16 protein-coding genes are annotated in these 18,961 nt (G+C 63.0%); 6 read left to right on the forward strand and 10 right to left on the reverse strand.

What is annotated here, in order from left to right:
- The first annotated feature begins 8 nt into the window (after positions 1 to 8).
- The 4 genes from B0G71_RS41400 to B0G71_RS17400 are packed head-to-tail and all read left to right on the forward strand — an operon-like array spanning position 9 to position 3,175.
- Positions 9 to 182 carry a hypothetical protein gene (locus B0G71_RS41400; protein WP_181916783.1) on the forward strand — a complete coding sequence of 58 codons (174 nt, stop codon included), beginning with the start codon at positions 9 to 11 and terminating at the stop codon, positions 180 to 182.
- A gap of 2 nt (positions 183 to 184) precedes the next feature.
- Positions 185 to 757 (forward strand): cytochrome C oxidase subunit II, encoded by a 573-nt coding sequence (locus tag B0G71_RS17390; protein ID WP_116142990.1) that lies wholly within the window; start codon positions 185 to 187, stop codon positions 755 to 757.
- A complete protein-coding gene (locus B0G71_RS17395) occupies positions 744 to 2,369 on the forward strand; it encodes a b(o/a)3-type cytochrome-c oxidase subunit 1 (protein ID WP_116142992.1) in 1,626 nt (541 codons plus the stop codon). Before B0G71_RS17390 ends, B0G71_RS17395 begins: the two co-directional genes overlap by 14 nt.
- Positions 2,366 to 3,175: a c-type cytochrome gene (locus B0G71_RS17400; protein ID WP_116142994.1), complete on the forward strand. Its 810-nt coding sequence runs from the start codon at positions 2,366 to 2,368 to the stop codon at positions 3,173 to 3,175. Before B0G71_RS17395 ends, B0G71_RS17400 begins: the two co-directional genes overlap by 4 nt.
- A 142-nt stretch (positions 3,176 to 3,317) precedes the next feature.
- Here the strand turns inward: B0G71_RS17400 and B0G71_RS17405 are convergent, their stop codons facing one another.
- Positions 3,318 to 4,967: a methyl-accepting chemotaxis protein gene (locus B0G71_RS17405; protein ID WP_116142996.1), complete on the reverse strand. Its 1,650-nt coding sequence runs from the start codon at positions 4,965 to 4,967 to the stop codon at positions 3,318 to 3,320.
- 299 nt (positions 4,968 to 5,266) lie between these two features.
- Here B0G71_RS17405 and B0G71_RS17410 point away from each other — a divergent pair, with 299 nt between their 5' ends.
- On the forward strand, positions 5,267 to 6,067 hold the full coding sequence (locus B0G71_RS17410) for a hypothetical protein (RefSeq protein ID WP_116142998.1): 801 nt from the start codon (positions 5,267 to 5,269) through the stop codon (positions 6,065 to 6,067).
- Positions 6,068 to 6,081: 14 nt separating this feature from the next.
- Here B0G71_RS17410 and B0G71_RS17415 read toward each other — a convergent pair whose 3' ends face one another.
- The 9 genes from B0G71_RS17415 to B0G71_RS17455 all read right to left on the reverse strand — a co-directional run bounded on the left by B0G71_RS17415 (position 6,082) and on the right by B0G71_RS17455 (position 15,734).
- The gene (locus B0G71_RS17415) at positions 6,082 to 6,894 is read right to left on the reverse strand and encodes a CoA ester lyase (RefSeq protein WP_116143000.1); all 813 of its coding nucleotides are present in this window, start codon (positions 6,892 to 6,894) and stop codon (positions 6,082 to 6,084) included.
- 34 nt (positions 6,895 to 6,928) lie between these two features.
- On the reverse strand, positions 6,929 to 7,681 hold the full coding sequence (locus tag B0G71_RS17420; protein WP_106302037.1) for a GntR family transcriptional regulator: 753 nt from the start codon (positions 7,679 to 7,681) through the stop codon (positions 6,929 to 6,931).
- A gap of 46 nt (positions 7,682 to 7,727) precedes the next feature.
- On the reverse strand, positions 7,728 to 8,918 hold the full coding sequence (locus B0G71_RS17425; RefSeq protein ID WP_106282078.1) for a CaiB/BaiF CoA-transferase family protein: 1,191 nt from the start codon (positions 8,916 to 8,918) through the stop codon (positions 7,728 to 7,730).
- Complete coding sequence (locus B0G71_RS17430) at positions 8,915 to 10,078, reverse strand: acyl-CoA dehydrogenase family protein (protein WP_116143002.1); 1,164 nt, start codon at positions 10,076 to 10,078, stop codon at positions 8,915 to 8,917. The genes B0G71_RS17425 and B0G71_RS17430 overlap by 4 nt, the downstream gene beginning before the upstream one ends.
- A 10-nt stretch (positions 10,079 to 10,088) precedes the next feature.
- Positions 10,089 to 11,501, reverse strand: coding sequence for an MmgE/PrpD family protein (locus B0G71_RS17435; RefSeq protein ID WP_116143004.1), 1,413 nt, complete (start codon positions 11,499 to 11,501; stop codon positions 10,089 to 10,091).
- Positions 11,502 to 11,505: 4 nt separating this feature from the next.
- Positions 11,506 to 12,891, reverse strand: a complete 1,386-nt coding sequence (locus tag B0G71_RS17440; protein WP_116143006.1) for an MFS transporter — start codon at positions 12,889 to 12,891, stop codon at positions 11,506 to 11,508.
- Positions 12,892 to 13,080: 189 nt separating this feature from the next.
- Complete coding sequence (locus tag B0G71_RS17445; RefSeq protein WP_116143008.1) at positions 13,081 to 13,581, reverse strand: MaoC family dehydratase; 501 nt, start codon at positions 13,579 to 13,581, stop codon at positions 13,081 to 13,083.
- Positions 13,582 to 13,876: 295 nt separating this feature from the next.
- Positions 13,877 to 14,410, reverse strand: coding sequence for a single-stranded DNA-binding protein (locus B0G71_RS17450; RefSeq protein ID WP_116143010.1), 534 nt, complete (start codon positions 14,408 to 14,410; stop codon positions 13,877 to 13,879).
- Between the two features lie 136 nt (positions 14,411 to 14,546).
- Complete coding sequence (locus B0G71_RS17455) at positions 14,547 to 15,734, reverse strand: MFS transporter (RefSeq protein WP_012431673.1); 1,188 nt, start codon at positions 15,732 to 15,734, stop codon at positions 14,547 to 14,549.
- Between the two features lie 344 nt (positions 15,735 to 16,078).
- On the opposite strand from B0G71_RS17455, the gene uvrA reads away from it, so the two are divergent.
- Entirely contained in the window at positions 16,079 to 18,952 is a 2,874-nt protein-coding gene (uvrA, locus tag B0G71_RS17460) for an excinuclease ABC subunit UvrA (RefSeq protein ID WP_116118922.1), read from the forward strand.
- Positions 18,953 to 18,961: the final 9 nt, after the last annotated feature.

Consider the following 18,961-nt stretch of genomic DNA (forward strand, 5'->3'; position numbering starts at 1 on the left):
ACCTTTAGATGGAAGCGAACGATACCCGCAGCGCGCCGCCGACCGATAGCGAAGTGGAACGCGTCGTCGCGGCCGGCCCGCATGGCGCGATCGCCGTGGCCGGTGTGGCCACGCTGATCGTCATGGCGATCTGGTTCGGCTTCTACTTCGTCGTGTTTCTGCCGCGCGGCGTCGTTCACTGATCATGTCGACCGATTCCAATCATCAACCGGGCGGCGGCCACGCGGTAGCCATACGCGCCGAACGACGCTGGGCGATTTTCGCCGTCGCGCTGATCGTGCTGATGCTAGCCGTCATCGTGTTCTCCGGGCTGCATTGGGCAATGATGCCGCCCTCGCGCGTCGAAACGATCGATCCGTCGCGCCTGCAACTGTCCGGCGAATTCGTCGAAGACAATCTCGGCAGCGCGGTCGAGCCGGACGGCTCGGTGGTCCTGCGCTTTATCGCGCAGCAGTATTCGTTCACGCCGCAATGCCTGCTGGTGCCCGCCGACACGCCGATCACGATCCGCACCACCAGCGCCGACGTCGTGCACGGCCTGCTCGTCACCGACACCAACATCAACACGATGGTCGTGCCCGGCTACGTCGCCACGCTCAACACGCGTTTCGACGCGCCCGCCGATCACACCATGCCGTGCCACGAGTTCTGCGGCTTCGGCCATCAGACCATGTGGGCACATGTGAAAGTCATCGACAAAGCCACCTTCTTCGAGCAGGCCCGACAATCACGGAGGCTGAGCTGTGTTTCACGCTAAGCGACTCGTTCTCGCGCATTTCTGGCTCGCCTTCATTGCGTTTCTAATCGCGCTGCTGCTCGGCGCCTGGCAGATGCTGGTGCGCAGCCCGTTCCTGCCGTGGGTCGGCGACCCCGAGCTCTACTATCGCTCGGTGACCGCGCACGGTTCGGTGATGGCCTACGTGATGCCCACCCTCGTGTCGATGGGCTTCGGCTACGCGATCGTCGAGCTGGCTCTCGCGCAACGTCTCGTGGGTCTCAAATGGGCGTGGGCCGCGTTCATCATGCTGGCCGTCGGCGCAGTGATGGCGATGGTGCCGGTGGCGCTCGGCCAGGCTTCGGTGCTCTACACCTTCTATCCGCCGATGATCGGCAGCCCGTTCTATTATCTCGGCGTGGTGCTGGTGGTGGTCGGCTCATGGATCTGGGTCGCGCTGATGCATGTGAATCTGCGCATCTGGAAACGCGCCAATCCTGGCAAGCCGGTGCCGCTCGCGATGTTCGCCAACGTGGCGGGTGCGTATCTGTGGGCATGGACCGCCGTCGGCGCGGCGCTGGAAATCCTGTTCCAGATCCTGCCGGTCGCATTCGGCCTGACCAACACGATCGACGCCGGCCTCTCGCGCATCCTGTTCTCATGGACGCTGCACGCGATCGTCTACTTCTGGCTGATTCCCGCCTATATCGCTTACTACACGCTGGTGCCGCGCGCGATCGGCGGACGGCTCTACAGCGATTCGATGGCGCGCGTGTCGTTCATCCTGTTCCTCGTCTTCGCCATGCCGATCGGCATCCACCATCTGTTCGTCGATCCGCAGGTCGGCTCCGGCTTCAAATTCCTGCATGCCGTGTTCACCGGCATGGTGTCGGTGCCGACACTGCTGACGGTGTTCACGATTTGCGCGTCGGTCGAAATCGCCGGCAGATTGCGCGGCGGCAAGGGCGCATTCGGCTGGCTGACCGCCTTGCCCTGGCAGAACCCCATGATGCTCGTGATCGCGTTTTCATTCGTGATGCTCGGTCTCGGCGGCGCGGGCGGGTTGATCAACATGAGCTATCAGTTGAACTCGACCGTGCATAACACGCAGTGGGTGACCGGGCACTTTCATCTGATTTTCGGCGGCGCGATCGTCATCATGTACTTCGCGATTGCCTATGAGCTGTGGCCGCAACTGACCGGCCGCGCGATCGTGTCGGTGAAGCTGGTGCGCACGCAACTGTGGCTGTGGTTCATCGGCATGATGGTGGTGACGCTGCCATGGCATTACGTTGGCCTGCTCGGCGCGCCGCGCCGCATGGCCTACTACGATTACAACGCTCTCGGCTTGCAGTCCCAGGCGTTCTGGGTCGGCATGTCGGCGGTGGGCGGATTGATTCTCGTGGCGTCCGGCGTGCTGTTCATCTACATCCTCGTGAAGTCGCAATTCGGTCCACTGGTTCAGCAGCAGGTCTTCCGCTTTGCGAGCGCGGCGCAACCGGTGGACCGTGTACCGGCCGCGCTCAATAGCTTCGGCTTGTGGGTGGCGTTGATGATCGGACTCACAGTCGTCAACTACAGCGTGCCGATCGTGCAGTTGCTCAGATTGCCGCAGACCTCCGTGCCGGCAGTCGTCGTCGGAGCGCAGCGATGAATCAGGAACGCGTCTTCAGCTTGCGCAACCCATGGTTCACCGTGAGCGTGGGCGGCACGATTGCGATTGCTATCGTGGGAATACTGATCGGCTTCATCTGGCTGCCTTCGGCAAGCCAGTCGTTCGGCGATCGCGGCTTGTGGGCGACGATCTGCAGCGCCGCGGGTGCGCCGTCGAGCTGGTATGGCGGCAGCAATCTCACCGGTCCGGCGCCTAGTAACGTCGTGGTCCTGCCGCCGTTGCGGCGCGTGCGGGCCGACGCGAATTCGATCGGCCGTGGCGCGACGATCGCGACGCAGAATTGCTCGATGTGCCACGGCGTACTCGGCACGGTGCAGGTGACCGCGCCGGTGTTGGCCGGCCAATATGCCGATGTGGTCTACAAGGAATTGCGCGACTACCAGAACGGCGTGCGCCAGAACGCGATCATGCAACCGATCATCGCCGCGCGCAGCGATCAGGATCTGCACGATCTGGCGGCTTACTACGCGTCGCTGCCGAGAGCGCCCGCGGCGGAAACCCTGCCCACTGGCGTCGGACCGGATGCGAACGCGGTGAAACTCGCCATGCAGGGCGATCCGCAGCGCAATATCGCGCCGTGCGCCGCGTGTCATGGACAACTCGATCGCAAGGGCGCGGCGCCGTGGCTCGGCGGGCAGTCGTCGATTTATCTCGCCGCGCAGATGCGCGCCTTTGCTTCCGGCGCGCGGCGCAACGACATCAATGAACAGATGCGCAACGTGGCGCGCCAAATGACGCCCGCGGAGATCGACAGCGTGGCGAAATATTATGCGGCCATGCAGTAACGATCGCTTGTCCGCGCGACGCGTTGCGTCGCTAAGACTCCGCGCGCCGTCGCGTCACCACCACCGACCTTGAGCCGTCGCTATCCCCGGTGCGGCTTGTCCGGAAGACTCAACAGACCGCGGCGTAAAGTAACCGCTGATGCTACGCCGTCGCAAGTTCGCCTGCACCGGCCGTGTTCGGCGTAGCAGCCGAACTGCCGCGCCGCCCGGCAAACGAAGACGAAGACGCCGCACCGCTGCCGGTCTGGAACACCGACACAGCCGACGTCAACCGCCGCGCCTGCTCTTCCAGCGAACTCGCGGCAGCCGCTGCCTGCTCCACCAGCGCGGCGTTCTGCTGCGTCACCTCGTCCATCTGCGCGACCGCGAGATTGACCTGATCGATGCCCGTGCTTTGCTCCAGAGCAGCCGCCGCGATTTCACCCATGATCGAACTCACGCGCGCAATCGCGCCGACGATCTCGGTCATCGTCGAACCCGAGCGTTGCACCAGTTGCGAACCGGCCTGCACGCGCGCCGTCGATTCGTCTATCAAGTCCTTGATCTCCTTGGCTGCCGCCGCGCTGCGTTGCGCGAGCGAGCGCACCTCGCTCGCCACCACCGCGAAGCCGCGCCCCTGCTCGCCGGCGCGCGCAGCTTCAACCGCGGCGTTCAGCGCCAGAATATTGGTCTGAAACGCGATCCCTTCGATCACGCCGACAATGTCGGCAATCCGTCGCGAATCGTCGACGATGCCGTGCATCGTGCCCACCACCTGCTCCGTCAGATCGCCGCCTTGCGCGGCCAGCGTGGACGCGCCCTGCGCGAGCGAACTGGCCTGCTTCGCGTTGTCCGCCGTCTGCTTGACCGTCGAGGTGAGCTGTTCGATGCTCGCCGCCGTTTCTTCGAGCGACGCGGCCTGTTCCTCGGTACGTTGCGACAGATCGGTATTGCCTGCGGCAATCTCGCTCACGCCGGTGTCGATGGATTCCGTGCCTTGCCGCACCGAGTTCACCGTCGCGATCAGCGATTCCTGCATCTTGCGCAGCGCGGCCGCGAGACGGCCCATTTCGTTATGGCTGCCCACGACGATCTGGCCGGTCAGGTCGCCATTGGCGATGCGCTGAAACTGGGCGATGGTGGCGTCGACCGGACGGACAATGGCACGCACCAGCACCGCGCGGCCGATCCATGCACCCAGCAGCGATGCGGCCATGCCGATCGCCACTGCAATGCAGATTGCGTAGAACAGATCCTGCGCATCCTGATAGCGTTGCGCACCGTGATCGAGTTGCAACTGTTCGAGCGTGAGCATCGCCTTTTCGTACGCGCTGTAGAGCGACGGCAGCTTGTGCGCCTGCAATTGCTGGAAGGTCGTCTTGTCGCCGGATTTGAGCGCGGCGAGCGCCGGATCGACGCCTTCGTGCAGGAAGGTGTCGCGCTTGTCCTGCATGTCCTTGATGAGGCGTTGTTCGTCGGCGTCCGTGCTCGCGCGGCTCAAATAGTGGGCAAGCCGGTCGTTGGAGGCTTTCTGGTATTGATCAAAACGCTTGAGCACGGCATTCGCGCCGTCCTGATCGTTCAGGTCGACGAGCGATGCGTATGTCGCCAGCGCGAGACGCAGGCGCAACAACTGCCCGGCGCTGCCTTCCAGGTCGGCGACAGCGGGCGTGTCCACGGTGTACATCTGCTGCAGCGAAGCATTGCTCGAACGCAGCGACAGCAAGCCGGCGGCGGCGCCGAACAGCAGCACGACGCCGAAGAACACGATCATCAGGGTGAGGCAGGTGCGAATCGACAGATTTTTTAACATCGGGCTTGTCTCCGTTGGGCTGCCTGACCGAATGTTCAGTAGATGCCTCGGCCACGCGTGCTGCGCCCCAAGCCCGTTCGGCCAGGTCCGCAACTCTTGTCTAAATTTAAGCGAACGCCACATATAAGGACTACGGCTCAATCTCGAAAAACTTTATGGTGGCTGGCGCATGGGCTTGCGCTACATCAACATACGGGTGCATATGAAGGGCGATTCGCACGGGGCATTGCGGGACTACCCGGGTTCTCGCTGGGCGGCGCTTGATGGAAAGTGGCGGGATGTATCCACGGAGCACGGCGATGTCGGAAATAGGCTCGGCGGTGGTGGTTTTTGTTCTTCTGCTCCTCGTGACCGCAGCCGGGGTGTGCGTGCGCCCCCTCCTGCCCGAAGAGCACAAGGCGCACGAGACGGTGCAGTTGATCCAGCTGGTGATCGGCATGCTGGTGACGTTCGCCGCGCTGGTACTCGGCTTGATGACGGCGTCCGCGAAATCCAGCTTCGACACCGCCTCGAACGACTTGCGCGCCTACGCGGCCGATCTGATCGAGTTCGACACCACCTTGCGCGACTACGGCACGGAAACCGAACCGGCCCGGCATTTGTTGCGCCAGTACACCGCCGCGGCGATCGCATCGACGTGGCCTGCCGAAACGCCGCCCACTGGCGACTATCCGAAAGACATAGGGTCGCAAAACAACTCGCAGAAACTGGAAAGCGTGCGGCTCGGCGACATGCTGAGCGCCGTGGGCCGGGAGTTGCGGGCGCTACGGATGCCCGACCCGTTACGGCAGCGCGCGCTCGATGACGGGCTGAAGCAATACCGGCGTGTCGTGGATGCGCGATGGAAGCTCATCGAGGAAGCGCACAGTTCGATTTCCCAGCCTTTTCTCAAGACATTGACGTTCTGGCTGGGTGTGATCTTTCTGAGTTTCGGCCTGATCGCGCCGCGCAACGCGTTGGCATTGGTCACGATTTCGCTGGGCGCGGTGTCGATTGCTTCGGCGATCTACGTGATTGTGGATCTGGATACGCCGTTTACGGGGCCGATCGTCATCTCCAGCGCGCCGTTGAGGGACGCGCTGGATCATTTGAGGCGGTGAGCGTCGCGCGGGCGTCACGGGACGAGCGCGTCGAACTCCGCAATCCGCCGCGCTCGCTCGATGACCGGCCGGTCCACCAGTTTGCCGTCCACCGCGAACGCGCCTTGCGGATGCTCGCGAGAAGCGGCTAGAACGCGCGATGCCCAGCGCCGCTCGTCTTCGCTCGGTGCGAAGCCGCTGTTGACCGGATCCACCTGTCGCGGGTGAATGCACAGCTTGCCGCCGAAGCCGAAGCGCCGCGCAGTAGCCACATGCTCCGTCAGGCGCGCGAGATCGTCGAGTTCCAGCGTCACACCGTCGATCGGCGCGGGCAGACCCGCATAGCGCGATTCGATGACCATCTGCGAGCGCACGTAGTTCAGTTCCACGCCAAGCCCTTCGATGCCGGCATCGCCGCAAAAGTCCACCGTGCCGAAAGCGAGCCGCATGACCGACGGCGAGCCGGCAATTTCCCGCATTGCCACTACGCCCGCCACGGTTTCGATCAGCGCCACGATTCGCATCTGCGATGGCAGCCGTGCGGCGACATCGGCGAGTTGCCGCGCGCTGTCCGACTTCGGCAACATCATCGTGGAAATGCCGGACGCGCGCACCATGTCCACGTCATCGATATGCCACGGCGTGCCTACCGCATTGACGCGGACGATCAGCCGCGTAAGGTCTGTCGTCGATAGCCAGCGTTGCAGGCCTTCGCGCGCAGCTTGCTTGGCCGCCGGGGCTACGGCGTCTTCGAGATCGATCACCACCGCGTCGGCGCCGGTGTCGAGGGCCTTGCTGAAGCGCTCGGGGCGGTCGCCCGGCACGAACAGATAACTGCGTGCGTCCATGTTCTTCTCCTGAACGGCACGCGTCGCGATGTTGCTAGTTCGCGTGCCAGTCGCGTTGAAACGTTTCGGAATAACTGTAGCGATCCGCCGGATGCACGCTGATCGTCAGCTCGACCACCTGCGCGCGCCGGTTCAGATAGCGGCGGCACAACCACAGCGCGGGCGAACGCGGCTTCGCATTCAAACGCTGCGCCAGTTTCGCCGGCAGCGCGACCGCGCGGATTTCCTGTTGTACTTCGGTGATCTGCTCACCGAACTGCTTTTCGATCATCGTGTAGATCGGCACATGCGTCCGGCCGCTCAGGCCCGTCAACGAGCGAAACGCCGGGTGGATATACACCTCGGTGTGGCAGATCGGCTCGACACTCTCCGGCGACAGACGAATGCCCTCGGCCAGCAACCAGGTTTCGCCCGGCTTCGCGCCGAGCCGCTCGATCAGATCCGGGTCGTCGATCTCCACTGTCTGCGTCGACGCGATCTCCAACTCCGTGTCGGTCGTATAACGGTGCAGATCGCTCAGGCGCTCCATCACCTGACGGTACGCGGTCTCGCTCTGCGTGGCTTTCACGCGCGTGCCGATGCCGGGCCGCCGGTCCACCAGACCGCGCTGCTCCAATTGCTTGATCGCCTGCCGCACGGTGAAGCGGCTCGCGCCGAACTGCTCGCACAGTTCGAACTCGGTCGGCAGCAACGTGCCGATGGGAAACTGCCCGCCCTGAATCTCGTTCAGGAGCGTCTGTGCCAGTTGCATATAGCGCGGCTGTTGCCCAAGGACTGTCGTGGCCATCTGGATGTGCAAAAAAGTGAGAGGGCGGACGGTTGCCCGCCCGGCCTTATTGCACCACACCCGCCTCCCTCAGCAAAGCGATCCTTTCCGCGCCGTACCCCAGTTCGTCGAGCAGACGCTGCGTGTCCTGCCCAAGATCCGGCGCCGCACGTGTCGGCAGCGGCTCGTCGACCCGCACCGGCGCGGCCACGCCGCGCACCTTGCCGAAGCGCGGATGCTCGGCATCCACCACGCATTCGCGTTCGGCGACGAAGGGATTCTCCAGCGCCTCCTTGACATTGAACACCGGCGCGGCCGGCACGCGGCCGCCGAAGCGTTCGAGCCATTGCGCCGTGGTCGCCGTCGAAAGCACTGCGTCGAGTTCGGTTTGCACCAGATCGCGATTCGCGAGACGCGCCTGGAAGTTGCAAAAGCGCGGATCGGTCACCCACGACGGCTTGTCGATCACTTCGGCGAGCACGCCCCAGAACTTCTCCTTGTTGCACATCAGGAAGATCCAGCCGTCCTGCGTCTTGTACAACTGGCTCGGCGTGAGCGACGGGTGCGACGAGCGGTTCTCGCGCCCCGTCACCACACCGCCGTTCAAATACCACGTCGCGACATAGGCGAGGTTATGCAGCGCGACGTCGAAGAGACTCACGTCGATGTCGCGCCCTTTGCCCGACGTCTTCGCATCGACGAGGCCGGCGAGCAGTGCCATCGCCGCGGTCGTGCCGGTCATCAGATCGATGATCGACAGGCCGAAGCGCGCCGGCGGACTATCAGGCTCGCCGGTGACCGATAGATAGCCCGCCTCGGCTTGCATCAGATAGTCGTAGCCCGGCCATGCCGCGCGGCTGCCGGTTCGTCCATAAGCGGACAGATGCCCGCACACGATCTTCGGATTCGCCTCGCAAAGTTGCGCGTAAGTGAGCCCGAGTTTTGCCGGCAGATCGCCGCGCAAATTGTTGAACACGGCGTCGCTCTTCGCGACGAGGTCCAGCAGCACCGCGCGCGCTTCGGGCTTCTTCAGATCGAGCGTGAGACTGCACTTGTTGCGATTGAACGCCTCGAAGAAATGGCTATCGCCCTCGCCGAAGAAATACGGGCCCACCGCGCGGCCGACGTCGCCGCCATTGCTCGGATGCTCGATCTTGATGATCTCCGCGCCAAGGTCCGCGAGATGTTGAGTAGCGAAAGGCCCGGCGCCATATTGTTCGATGGCGAGCACGCGCACGCCTGAAAGAGGCAGACTCATACCGGGCTCCGTTCGATCAATTGCTTGGCGATGATGATGCGTTGCATCTCGTTGGTGCCTTCACCGATCGTGAGGAGCGGCGCGTCGCGATACAGGCGCTCGACGTTGTATTCCTTCGAATAGCCGTACGCGCCGTGAATGCGCATGGCCTCGATGCTGTTTTCCAATGCGGCTTCGGTGGCGAAGTATTTCGCCATGCCCGCTTCCATGTCGCAGCGCTCGCCGCGGTCATACTTCTTCGCGGCGGCGTCCACCAGTAAGCGACCGGCTTCGACGCGCGTGGCCATTTCGCCGAGCTTCAGCTGGATCGCCTGGTGTTCGCAGATGGGTTTGCCGAAGGTTTTGCGCTGCTGCGAATAGCTGACCGATTCGTCGAGCGCGGCTTGCGCGACGCCGACGCCGCGCGCCGCGACATTGATACGGCCGAGTTCGAGGCCGCCGAGTATCTGCTGCAGACCCTTTCCTTCCACGCCGCCAATCAGCGCATCCGTGGACACGTGGTAGTCGTTGAACGACAACTCGCACGTATCGATCCCTTTGTAGCCGAGCTTTTCGAGTTGACGGCTAACCTCGAATCCCGGTCCTTTCTGCGCCAGCAACAAACTCATCCCTCGGTGACGCGGCTGCGCCGTCGTATCCGTCTTCACCAGCAGCGCCAGCGTGTTGCCGTGCTTGCTGTTGGTGATCCACGTCTTGTTGCCGTTCACGATGTATTCGTCGCCGACGCGTTTGGCGGTCGTGCGAATGGCTTGCAGATCGGTGCCGCAATCGGGCTCGGTGAGGCCGATGCCGCCGCGCCATTCGCCGGTGGCGAACTTCGGCAGGTATTTGCTCTTCTGTTCGGGCGTGCCATTGCGTTGCACCAGCATTGCGAGAATCAGATGCGAGTTGATGATGCCGCTCACCGACATCCACACTCGCGAGATGCGCGCGACGATCTGCGCGTAGGTCCGAGTCGACAGACCCAGCCCGCCATACTCGGGATCGATGATGCAGCCGAACAGACCCATCTCCTTCATCTTCTCGACGATCTCCGCTGGATAGATATCGTCGTGATCGAGTTGGTGAACATAAGGACGCACCTCGGTTTCGAGAAAGCGGTCCAGCATGTCGAGAATCAGTTGATCGTTTTCCAGCGTGTCGAGTTCTGTTGCAGTCATGATGACGTCCTTAGGATGCGGTGTGTCCGGCAAGCGTGTCGGCGAGCGAGCGGGCCGGCTGTTCGTCGAGTTGCAATACGGCTTGGGCGATCTGTTCGGCGGCACTGCGCGAGACGCTGCGCTGCGCGTTCGCGTAGAACTTGGCGACGATGTCGTCGTTGCTCACGGGCCGGTCCGCGCAGCCGCGATTGATCGCCTCGCGATGCGCGACGCGCGAGCCGTCGCTGCGCTCCACCACGACTTCGCCTGTGTAGTGGCGCGGGAAGGTCGTGTCGGGGTCGATTTCATAGTCGACTTTTGCGGCAAGTGCGAGCACCGCGGGGTCGGCGAGCGCGGCCGGTTCGAGTTCGTCGAGCGTGAAGCGGCCTTTGAGCAAAGCGGTGGCGACGATGTACGGCACGCTGAATTGCGCGTCGTAGGCCGTGACCGGTTTGCGCTTTGCGTCGACCGGTTCGCACACGATTTCCACCGTGCCGCGCGGCACTTTGGCGATCACGCGTTTGATCGAGTCGAGCGAATTCGCCGAGAAGCGATGTTCACGATTGAGTGCGATCGCCGCGTCGGCGACTGCATGCGTGAAGTGGCATGCCGGTAGCGGTTTGATCGCCACTTCGTCGATCTGCCACGTGCTGCCGAGGCCTTCTGTGGCGAGTTCACGATCGGCCGCGTCGAGCGGCTTGCCGAGGTGGCTCGCGTAGAGACCGAAGCGTCCTTCGTATGCCAGACGTGGGCCGGTGAAACCGTGCTTCGCGAGCGTCGCCGCTGTAATGGCCGAGGCCGCCGCAAATCCAGGATGAGCGCGCTTGGTCCACGCGCCGTCTTCGAGGAATTCGAGGCTGCCGGCCGCCATCGAAAGAACGATGCCTTGCGCGTGCGCCACGCGTGTCTCGTCGAGTTGCAGCAGACGCGATGCCGCGACCGCGCAGCCGAATGCGCCGACTAGACCCGTCGGATGGAACCCGGCGTCGTGGAATCCGCCCTTCGCCGCCGATGCCACACGCGTCGACACTTCCATGGCGACGATGTATGCAGCCAGCAGGTCCGCGCCGCTCACGCCGTCGCGGTCGGCAAGCGCGAGCACGCAGGGCAATGCGCTGGTGGTCGAGTGAATGACGCCGCGTGAATGCGTGTCGTCGAAGTCGAGACCGTGAATCAGCACGCCGTTCATCATCGCGGAATCACGCAAGGCGAGCCGCCGTCCGTAGCCGATGACCGGTGAAGCGCCGCTGCCAAGCTCCGAGAACGCGGCAAGCGAAACATCCGCATACGGATAACCGCGCGACGCGAATGCAATGCCGACCGCGTCGAGAATCAGGTGCTTCGCGCGGGTTTGCACGGCGCGCGGTACATCGCTCAATTGCAGGCCCAGGCCGAAGCGGGCGTATTGATCGGACAGCGTGACGGAGGAATCGAGTGAAGTCATGAGCTTAACCTTGCTGGGTAGCGGGTAGCGAATCAGAGTCGGTGTCGAGGCTCGGCGAGATCCGCTCGAGCGCATGCTGGTTGGTTTCCACGCGCAGCAGCAGAATCCCGAACACCAGCAACGCGAGGACGCTGCTCACCATGGCCAGCACGCCGGACACGCCGAACGAGTTGTAGAGCAGCACCGCCAGATACGGCGTGCTCATGGAGGCAGCCCGGCCGCAAACACCCGCCGTGCCGGTGCCGCGCAAGCGCAGTTCAGTCGGAAAGAGTTCCGGGATGTAGGCGAACAAGCCCAGCGTGGTGACCGTATAGATGCAGGTGATCAACACGAAGCCGACGCTGCTGATCGCCCACCCCGCATGCATGTTCGGATAGATGAAGCCGACCACGATCGTGGCGATCGCGAAGATCACCAGGCCGCGCGCCCGTCCGATGCGGTCCGCGCAGAAGAAGCCGACCAGTGCGCCGCCCGGCGCGCCGAACGCCATCAGCGTCGTGAAGCCTAGCGATTGGACAATGGTGAGGCCTTCCTTGACGAAGAAGGTCGGCAGCCATGCAACAAAACCGTACACCGAAATATTCACGGCGACTGCAGTGAGAATCGCGACCAGCGTGCGGCCGAACATGGCGTGCGAGAACAATGCGGAAAATGGGGCTTTCGGCACTTCGAGACTTTCGGTGCGTTCGACAGGCGGCAACGGACCTCGCTGACGCTGCACCTCGTGCTCGATAGCGGAGACGGTCGCCTCGGCTTCCTCACTGCGTCCAACCGATTCGAGCCAGCGCGGCGACTCCGGCATCCGATGCCGCAGCACCCACACGATGATCGCGCCGACCCCGGCAATGGCGAACATATAGCGCCAGCCGAGATGCGGAATCACGACGTAACCCACCGCCGTCGACACCAGCAATCCGGAATTGATGATGAGCGCGAGCAAGGCGGTCCAGCGTCCGCGTGATGCGGGCGGGATGAATTCACACAGAGTGCCTGCCGCGACCACCAGTTCGGCGCCGAGGCCGACGCCCATGATCAGCCGCAGCACGATCAGCCACATCATATTCGGCACGAAGCACGCGGCAATCGACGCGAGCCCGAAGATCAGCAGGTTCGTCTGATATGACGAGCGGCGGCCGAAGCGGTCGCCCAGATAGCCGGCAAAACCCGCGCCGATCAGCATGCCGAGAAAGGTCACCGAGATGAAAAGCGCGTTCAGCTTCAGATCCGAGAAGCCCGCTTTCACCATTGCGCCGAGCGCACCGGCCGCGAGATAGATGTCGAAGGCGTCGAGAAAGGCGCCCGCGCTGATGAGCCCGAGAACCTTCCAGTGAAAGGACGCGATGGGCAGGCGATCGAGTCGCGCGCCCGAGTTGACGATACCGATAGCCACCTTTGTCTCCTTGGTGTGCGTGCGGCTGCGTTGGCGCTGGCCGCATCGCGACGCCTGTTCGGGCGTCGCCGGAATCCGCGCACTGACTGCTCTTGCTGGCAGATATGCGCTGTTTTGCTGCTGGTCGTTCTCAGACTGGGCGGGCCCTCGGCCCGAACATGCGGCGGTTCACGCCGGAAAACGCGTCGATCAATCGCCCACTCCGTGCCCGCGCGCGGGCACCAAGGCGCTGCGCACGAAATCCATGATCGGCGTGCCGTCCTGCTTGAACGCGCGGGTCTGCACGGTGACGATGCCCTGCCCCGGACGCGACCTCGACTCGCGCTTTTCGAGCACTTCGGATTCCGCATAGATCGTGTCGCCGCAAAACACCGGGCCGGTCAGACGAATCTCTTTCCAGCCGAGGTTGGCGATCGCCTTGCCGCTCACGTCGTTTACCGACAGACCCAGCACCACGGCAACCGTCAGACCGCTATTGACGAGCAGGCGGCCGAACTCGCTTTTGGCGGCGTAGGCGGCGTCGCAGTGCATCGGATGGAAGTTCATCGTCAGCAGCGAGAAGTGGATGTTGTCGGCTTCGGTAATAGTGCGCCCGGGTCGGTGTTCGTAGATGTCGCCCACCTGAAAATCTTCGAGGTAGCGGCCGTAGCTGGCGCGAATGCGGTTTTTGACTGCGACGTCGGACTCCATGCCTGTCTCCTGTTTCGAGTAACTTATCCGTCTTTGTTACTTTGTCCGTACAAAGTGTGGTTTGAGTATTGTCGCCGGAGGGGGGAATGTCAAGGCGGTATTCGTGGAGACGGCGCGCAATCGGCGTAAATGAGCCGCTGAGGCACGCCAGTGCTCGTGACCAGGTTTATCCCTGGCAAGTGGTCAGGGACGGAGGCGACGGGTCTACGTCAGAATTGACCAAGCGACGTGCAAATAAAAAACCCCGCTGCTTGAGCGGGGTTCATTGCATCAGTTCTGCGCGAGTGCGGATGAATCAAAACGGAATATCGTCATCCATCTCATCAAACCCGCCGCCAGCCGGCGCGCTCGGACGGCTCGCGCCGCCACCGCCACCACCGCTGCCGCCACGCGCACCACCGCCCGACACTGCGCGGCCGCCGCCGCCGCCACTACGTTCCGACGGTTCGCCACGGCTGTAGCCGCCTTCGTCGCCACCGCCGCCCATCGAACCGCCACGGCCGCCCAGCATTTGCATCTGTTCCGCGACGATTTCCGTCGAGTAACGGTCGGTGCCGTCTTGCGCCTGCCACTTACGGGTGCGGATGCGCCCTTCCAGGTACACCGACGAACCCTTTTTCAGATATTCGGAGACGATTTCCGCGAGGCGGCCGAAGAACGACACGCGGTGCCATTCGGTCGCTTCCTTCATTTCGCCGGACGCCTTGTCCTTGTACCGATCCGTCGTTGCAAGGCGGATGTTCGCCACTGCGTCGCCGCTCGGCAGATAACGGACTTCCGGATCGGCTCCGAGATTGCCGACGAGAATGACCTTGTTCACGGATGCCATGAGTTTCTCCTGTTGATTCCGTTACGGGCGGCGCGGCAATATACGGTTTCGCGTTTCAGGGCCGGCAGGCCCGAGACCGGAACTGCGCCTCTGCCCGCCGCCGGGTGAGTTCTGGGTAAGTTCGGGATGCGCCGTATTACGCTTTGCGCGGCGGCTGTTTCATCTTTGCGGCGATTATAAGCCAGCACAAGACGAGCCCCGAGCACGTAAAAAAGACAGCGCTCTGACCATCCACTTTCAGCAGCCAACCGCCGACCACACCGCCCAGCGCAAGACCGATCGACTGCGTGGTGTTGTACACGCCGGCCGCCGCGCCCTTGCGGGTTCCCGGCGCCAGTTTCGACACCAGCGAAGGCTGCGAAGCCTCAAGAATATTGAAGCCCAAAAAGTACACAAAAAGGATCGCCGCCACACTCAGAATCGTATGCGGAGCGACGCCCAATAACAACTGTCCGATCAGGATAAGAGCAATCGCGGAGAGCAGCACGATTTTCATCTTGCCGCGCTTTTCGGCGGCGATGATCGCGGGCACCATCATCACGAACGAAAGGCCCATGACCGGCAAATACACCTTCCAATGCGACGCGACCGGCAGGCCGCCCGCTTCGAGAATGCGCGGCACGACGAGGAACAGTGCGGTTTGCGTGGCATGCAGGACCAGCACGCCGAAGTTCAGACGCAGCAGCTCGACGTTGTGCAGCACTTCGGCGAACGGCGCGCGCACGTGCACCGGCTTCGGCGCATCGGGCACGATCCACAGCACCACGCCGATCGCCAGAATCGAGAAGATGCCGACGAGCGTGAACAGCCCGCTCATGCCGACCCACTGGAACACGATCGGCGCACCGACGATCGCCACCGCGAACGACACGCCGATGCTGCCGCCCACCATCGCCATGGCCTTGGTGCGATGTTCCTCGGAGGTCAGGTCGGCGATAAACGCGATCACCGCCGACGACACCGCGCCCATGCCCTGAATCACCCGCCCGACGATGATCCACGTCATGTCGTGCGCGCCCGCCGCGACGAAGCTGCCGAGCGCGAAAATCAGCAAACCGGTCGCAATGACCGGTTTGCGGCCGACCTTGTCGGAAACCCAACCGTAAAAGATGTACAGCATGGACTGCGTCACGCCGTATGCGCCGAGCGCGATACCCACCAGCAGCACGTTGTCGCCGCCGGGGATGGTCTTCGCGTAGATCGAGAACACCGGCATGATCATGAACAGACCGAGCATACGCAGCGCAAAGATGGCGGCAAGCGACACGGTCGCGCGCAGTTCAGGCGCGCTCATGCGTGAGGAAATGGCGGACGGATTGGACATCGGGAGCGTTCGTAGATTGAGCTGGACGGCACACCGCGGACAGGCACAGCGGCGGCGCGGGCACGCCCGCGAGGCTTGCCGCAAGACAGCGGGCCGGCGGCGCCGCGGCGTTCGAGCCGACAGCCTTCCTGCATTCCCGCTGGCGCCTCGCGGTGCCTCGTGTTGCCTTGTACTCGCGGAAAACGGCCCCAAGTTAGACGTCTTCCCGCGGCGCTGGACCGCTGCCTTACAGCACGCCTCGACGCCTCTTCAGGCTGTCAGGAAGCCGTAACGGCGGTCTTGAAAAGTCGTTATAGTAGCAGGTTTAGCCTCTTCCTCTTTCCGCCAGTTCATGGAATAAATCCGTGGAACAAATCCGTATTCGTGGGGCTCGCACCCACAACCTGAAGAACGTCAACCTCGATTTACCCCGTCACAAGCTCGTTGTCATCACGGGCCTCTCAGGCTCGGGCAAATCGTCGCTGGCGTTCGACACGCTTTACGCGGAAGGACAACGGCGCTACGTCGAAAGTCTCTCCGCCTACGCACGCCAGTTCCTGCAACTGATGGAGAAACCGGACGTCGATCTGATCGAAGGCCTGTCGCCGGCGATCTCGATCGAACAGAAGGCGACCTCGCACAATCCGCGTTCCACGGTCGGCACCGTCACCGAGATTCACGACTACCTGCGCCTGTTGTTCGCACGGGTCGGCACGCCTTACTGTCCGGACCACGAAATTCCGCTGGAAGCGCAAAGCGTCTCGCAGATGGTCGACGCCGCGCTCGCGTTGCCGGAAGAAACGAAGCTGATGATCCTCGCGCCCGTCGTGGCGAATCGCAAAGGCGAGCACGTCGAACTGTTCGAGGAAATGCAGGCGCAAGGCTTTATCCGCTTCCGCGTGCGCTCCGGCGGCGGCACCGCCAATGAAGGCGTCGCGAAGATCTATGAAGTCGACTCGCTGCCCAAGCTGAAGAAGAACGACAAGCACACCATCGACGTGGTCGTGGACCGCCTGAAAGTGCGCCCCGACATGAAGCAGCGTCTCGCCGAATCGTTCGAAACGGCGCTGCGTCTCGCCGACGGCCGCGCGATCGCGCTCGAAATGGATACGGACAAGGAGCATCTGTTCAGCTCGAAGTTCGCCTGCCCGATCTGCTCGTATTCGCTACAGGAACTGGAGCCGCGCCTCTTCTCGTTCAACAATCCGATGGGCGCATGCCCGGAATGCGACGGCCTCGGCCAGATCACTTTCTTCGATCCGAAGCGGGTGGTCGCGCATCCGTCGCTGTCGCTCGCGGCGGGCGCCGTGAAGGGCTGGGACCGGCGCAATCAGTTCTACTTCCAGATGCTGCAAAGTCTCGCGGCGTTCTACGAGTTCGACATCGACACGGCCGTTGAAGACTTGCCGGAGAAAGTCCGCAAGATCCTGCTGTTCGGTTCGGGCAAGCAGGAAATCCCATTCTCGTACATCAACGAACGCGGCCGCACTTCGGTGCGCGAGCATGTATTCGAAGGGATCATCCCGAATCTGGAGCGGCGTTACCGCGAGACCGATTCGGTCGCGGTGCGCGAGGAACTCGCCAAGTATCAGAACAACCAGCCCTGCCCGGCCTGCGCCGGCACGCGGCTGCGGCGCGAAGCGCGCTTCGTGCGGATCGGCACGGACGGCGACGCGCGCGGCATCTTCGAAATCAGCGGCTGGCCGCTGCGCGACGCGCTCGGCTATTTCCAGACGCTGCGCCTGGAAGGATCGAAGCGCGAAATCGCCGACAAGGTGGTCAAGGAGATCGTCGCGCGCCTGATGTTCCTGAACAACGTCGGGCTGGATTATCTGTCGCTGGAGCGCAGCGCGGAAACGCTGTCCGGCGGCGAGGCGCAGCGTATTCGCCTCGCGTCGCAAATCGGCTCAGGGCTGACCGGCGTGATGTACGTGCTGGACGAGCCGTCTATCGGCCTGCATCAGCGCGATAACGACCGGCTCATCGCCACGCTCAAGCATCTGCGCGACCTCGGCAACTCGGTGATCGTCGTCGAACACGACGAGGACATGATCCGCATGGCCGACTACGTGGTCGACATGGGCCCGGGCGCGGGCGAACACGGCGGCATGGTGATCGCCGAGGGCACGCCCAAACAGGTGCAGGCGAACGCGGCGTCGATGACCGGGCAGTACATGTCCGGCGCGCGCAACATCGAATTCCCCGACGAACGCAAGGAGCCCGACGATAAGCGCCTGCGAATCGTCGAGGCGTACGGCAACAATCTGCAGCACGTGTCGCTGGATCTGCCGGTCGGCCTGCTCACCTGCGTGACCGGCGTGTCCGGTTCGGGCAAGTCGACGCTCATCAACGACACGCTGTATCACGCGGTCGCGCATCACCTGTACGGCTCGGCCACGGAGCCGGCGCCGTATGAATCGATCGAAGGCCTCGAGCACTTCGACAAGGTCATCAACGTCGACCAGTCGCCGATCGGCCGCACGCCGCGCTCGAACCCGGCCACCTACACGGGCCTCTTCACGCCGATCCGCGAACTGTTCGCGGGTGTGCCTGCGGCGAAGGAACGCGGCTATGAAGCCGGCCGCTTCTCGTTCAACGTGAAGGGCGGCCGCTGCGAGTCCTGCCAGGGCGACGGCGTGCTGAAAGTCGAGATGCACTTCCTGCCCGATGTGTACGTGCCGTGCGACGTCTGTCACGGCAAGCGCTACAACCGCGAAACGCTGGACGTGCAGTACAAAGGCAAGAACATCAGTGAAGTGCTCGACATGACGGTGGAGAACGCCTATGAGTTCTTCAAGCCGGTGCCGGTCGTTGCGCGCAAGCTGAAAACCTTGCTGGACGTGGGTCTGGGTTATATCCGGCTGGGCCAGTCGGCGACCACGCTGTCCGGCGGCGAGGCGCAGCGGGTCAAACTATCTTTGGAACTGAGCAAGCGTGATACGGGTCGCACGCTATACATACTTGATGAGCCGACCACCGGCTTGCACTTTCATGACATCGCCTTGTTGCTCGAAGTGATTCATCGATTACGCGACCAGGGTAATACCGTCGTGATCATCGAGCATAATCTCGATGTAATTAAGACTGCGGACTGGGTCATCGATCTCGGTCCGGAAGGCGGAGCGGGCGGCGGGCAGATCATCGCCCAAGGCACGCCGGAACAAGTTGCGAAGTCAAAGGCAAGTTTTACCGGCAAGTACCTGGCGCCTCTGCTGAAACGCGCGGCCAGTAAAAAGTAAGTAACGCGG

The sequence above is a fragment of the Paraburkholderia sp. BL27I4N3 genome (assembly GCF_003386115.1).
Classification (GTDB): Bacteria; Pseudomonadota; Gammaproteobacteria; order Burkholderiales; family Burkholderiaceae; genus Paraburkholderia.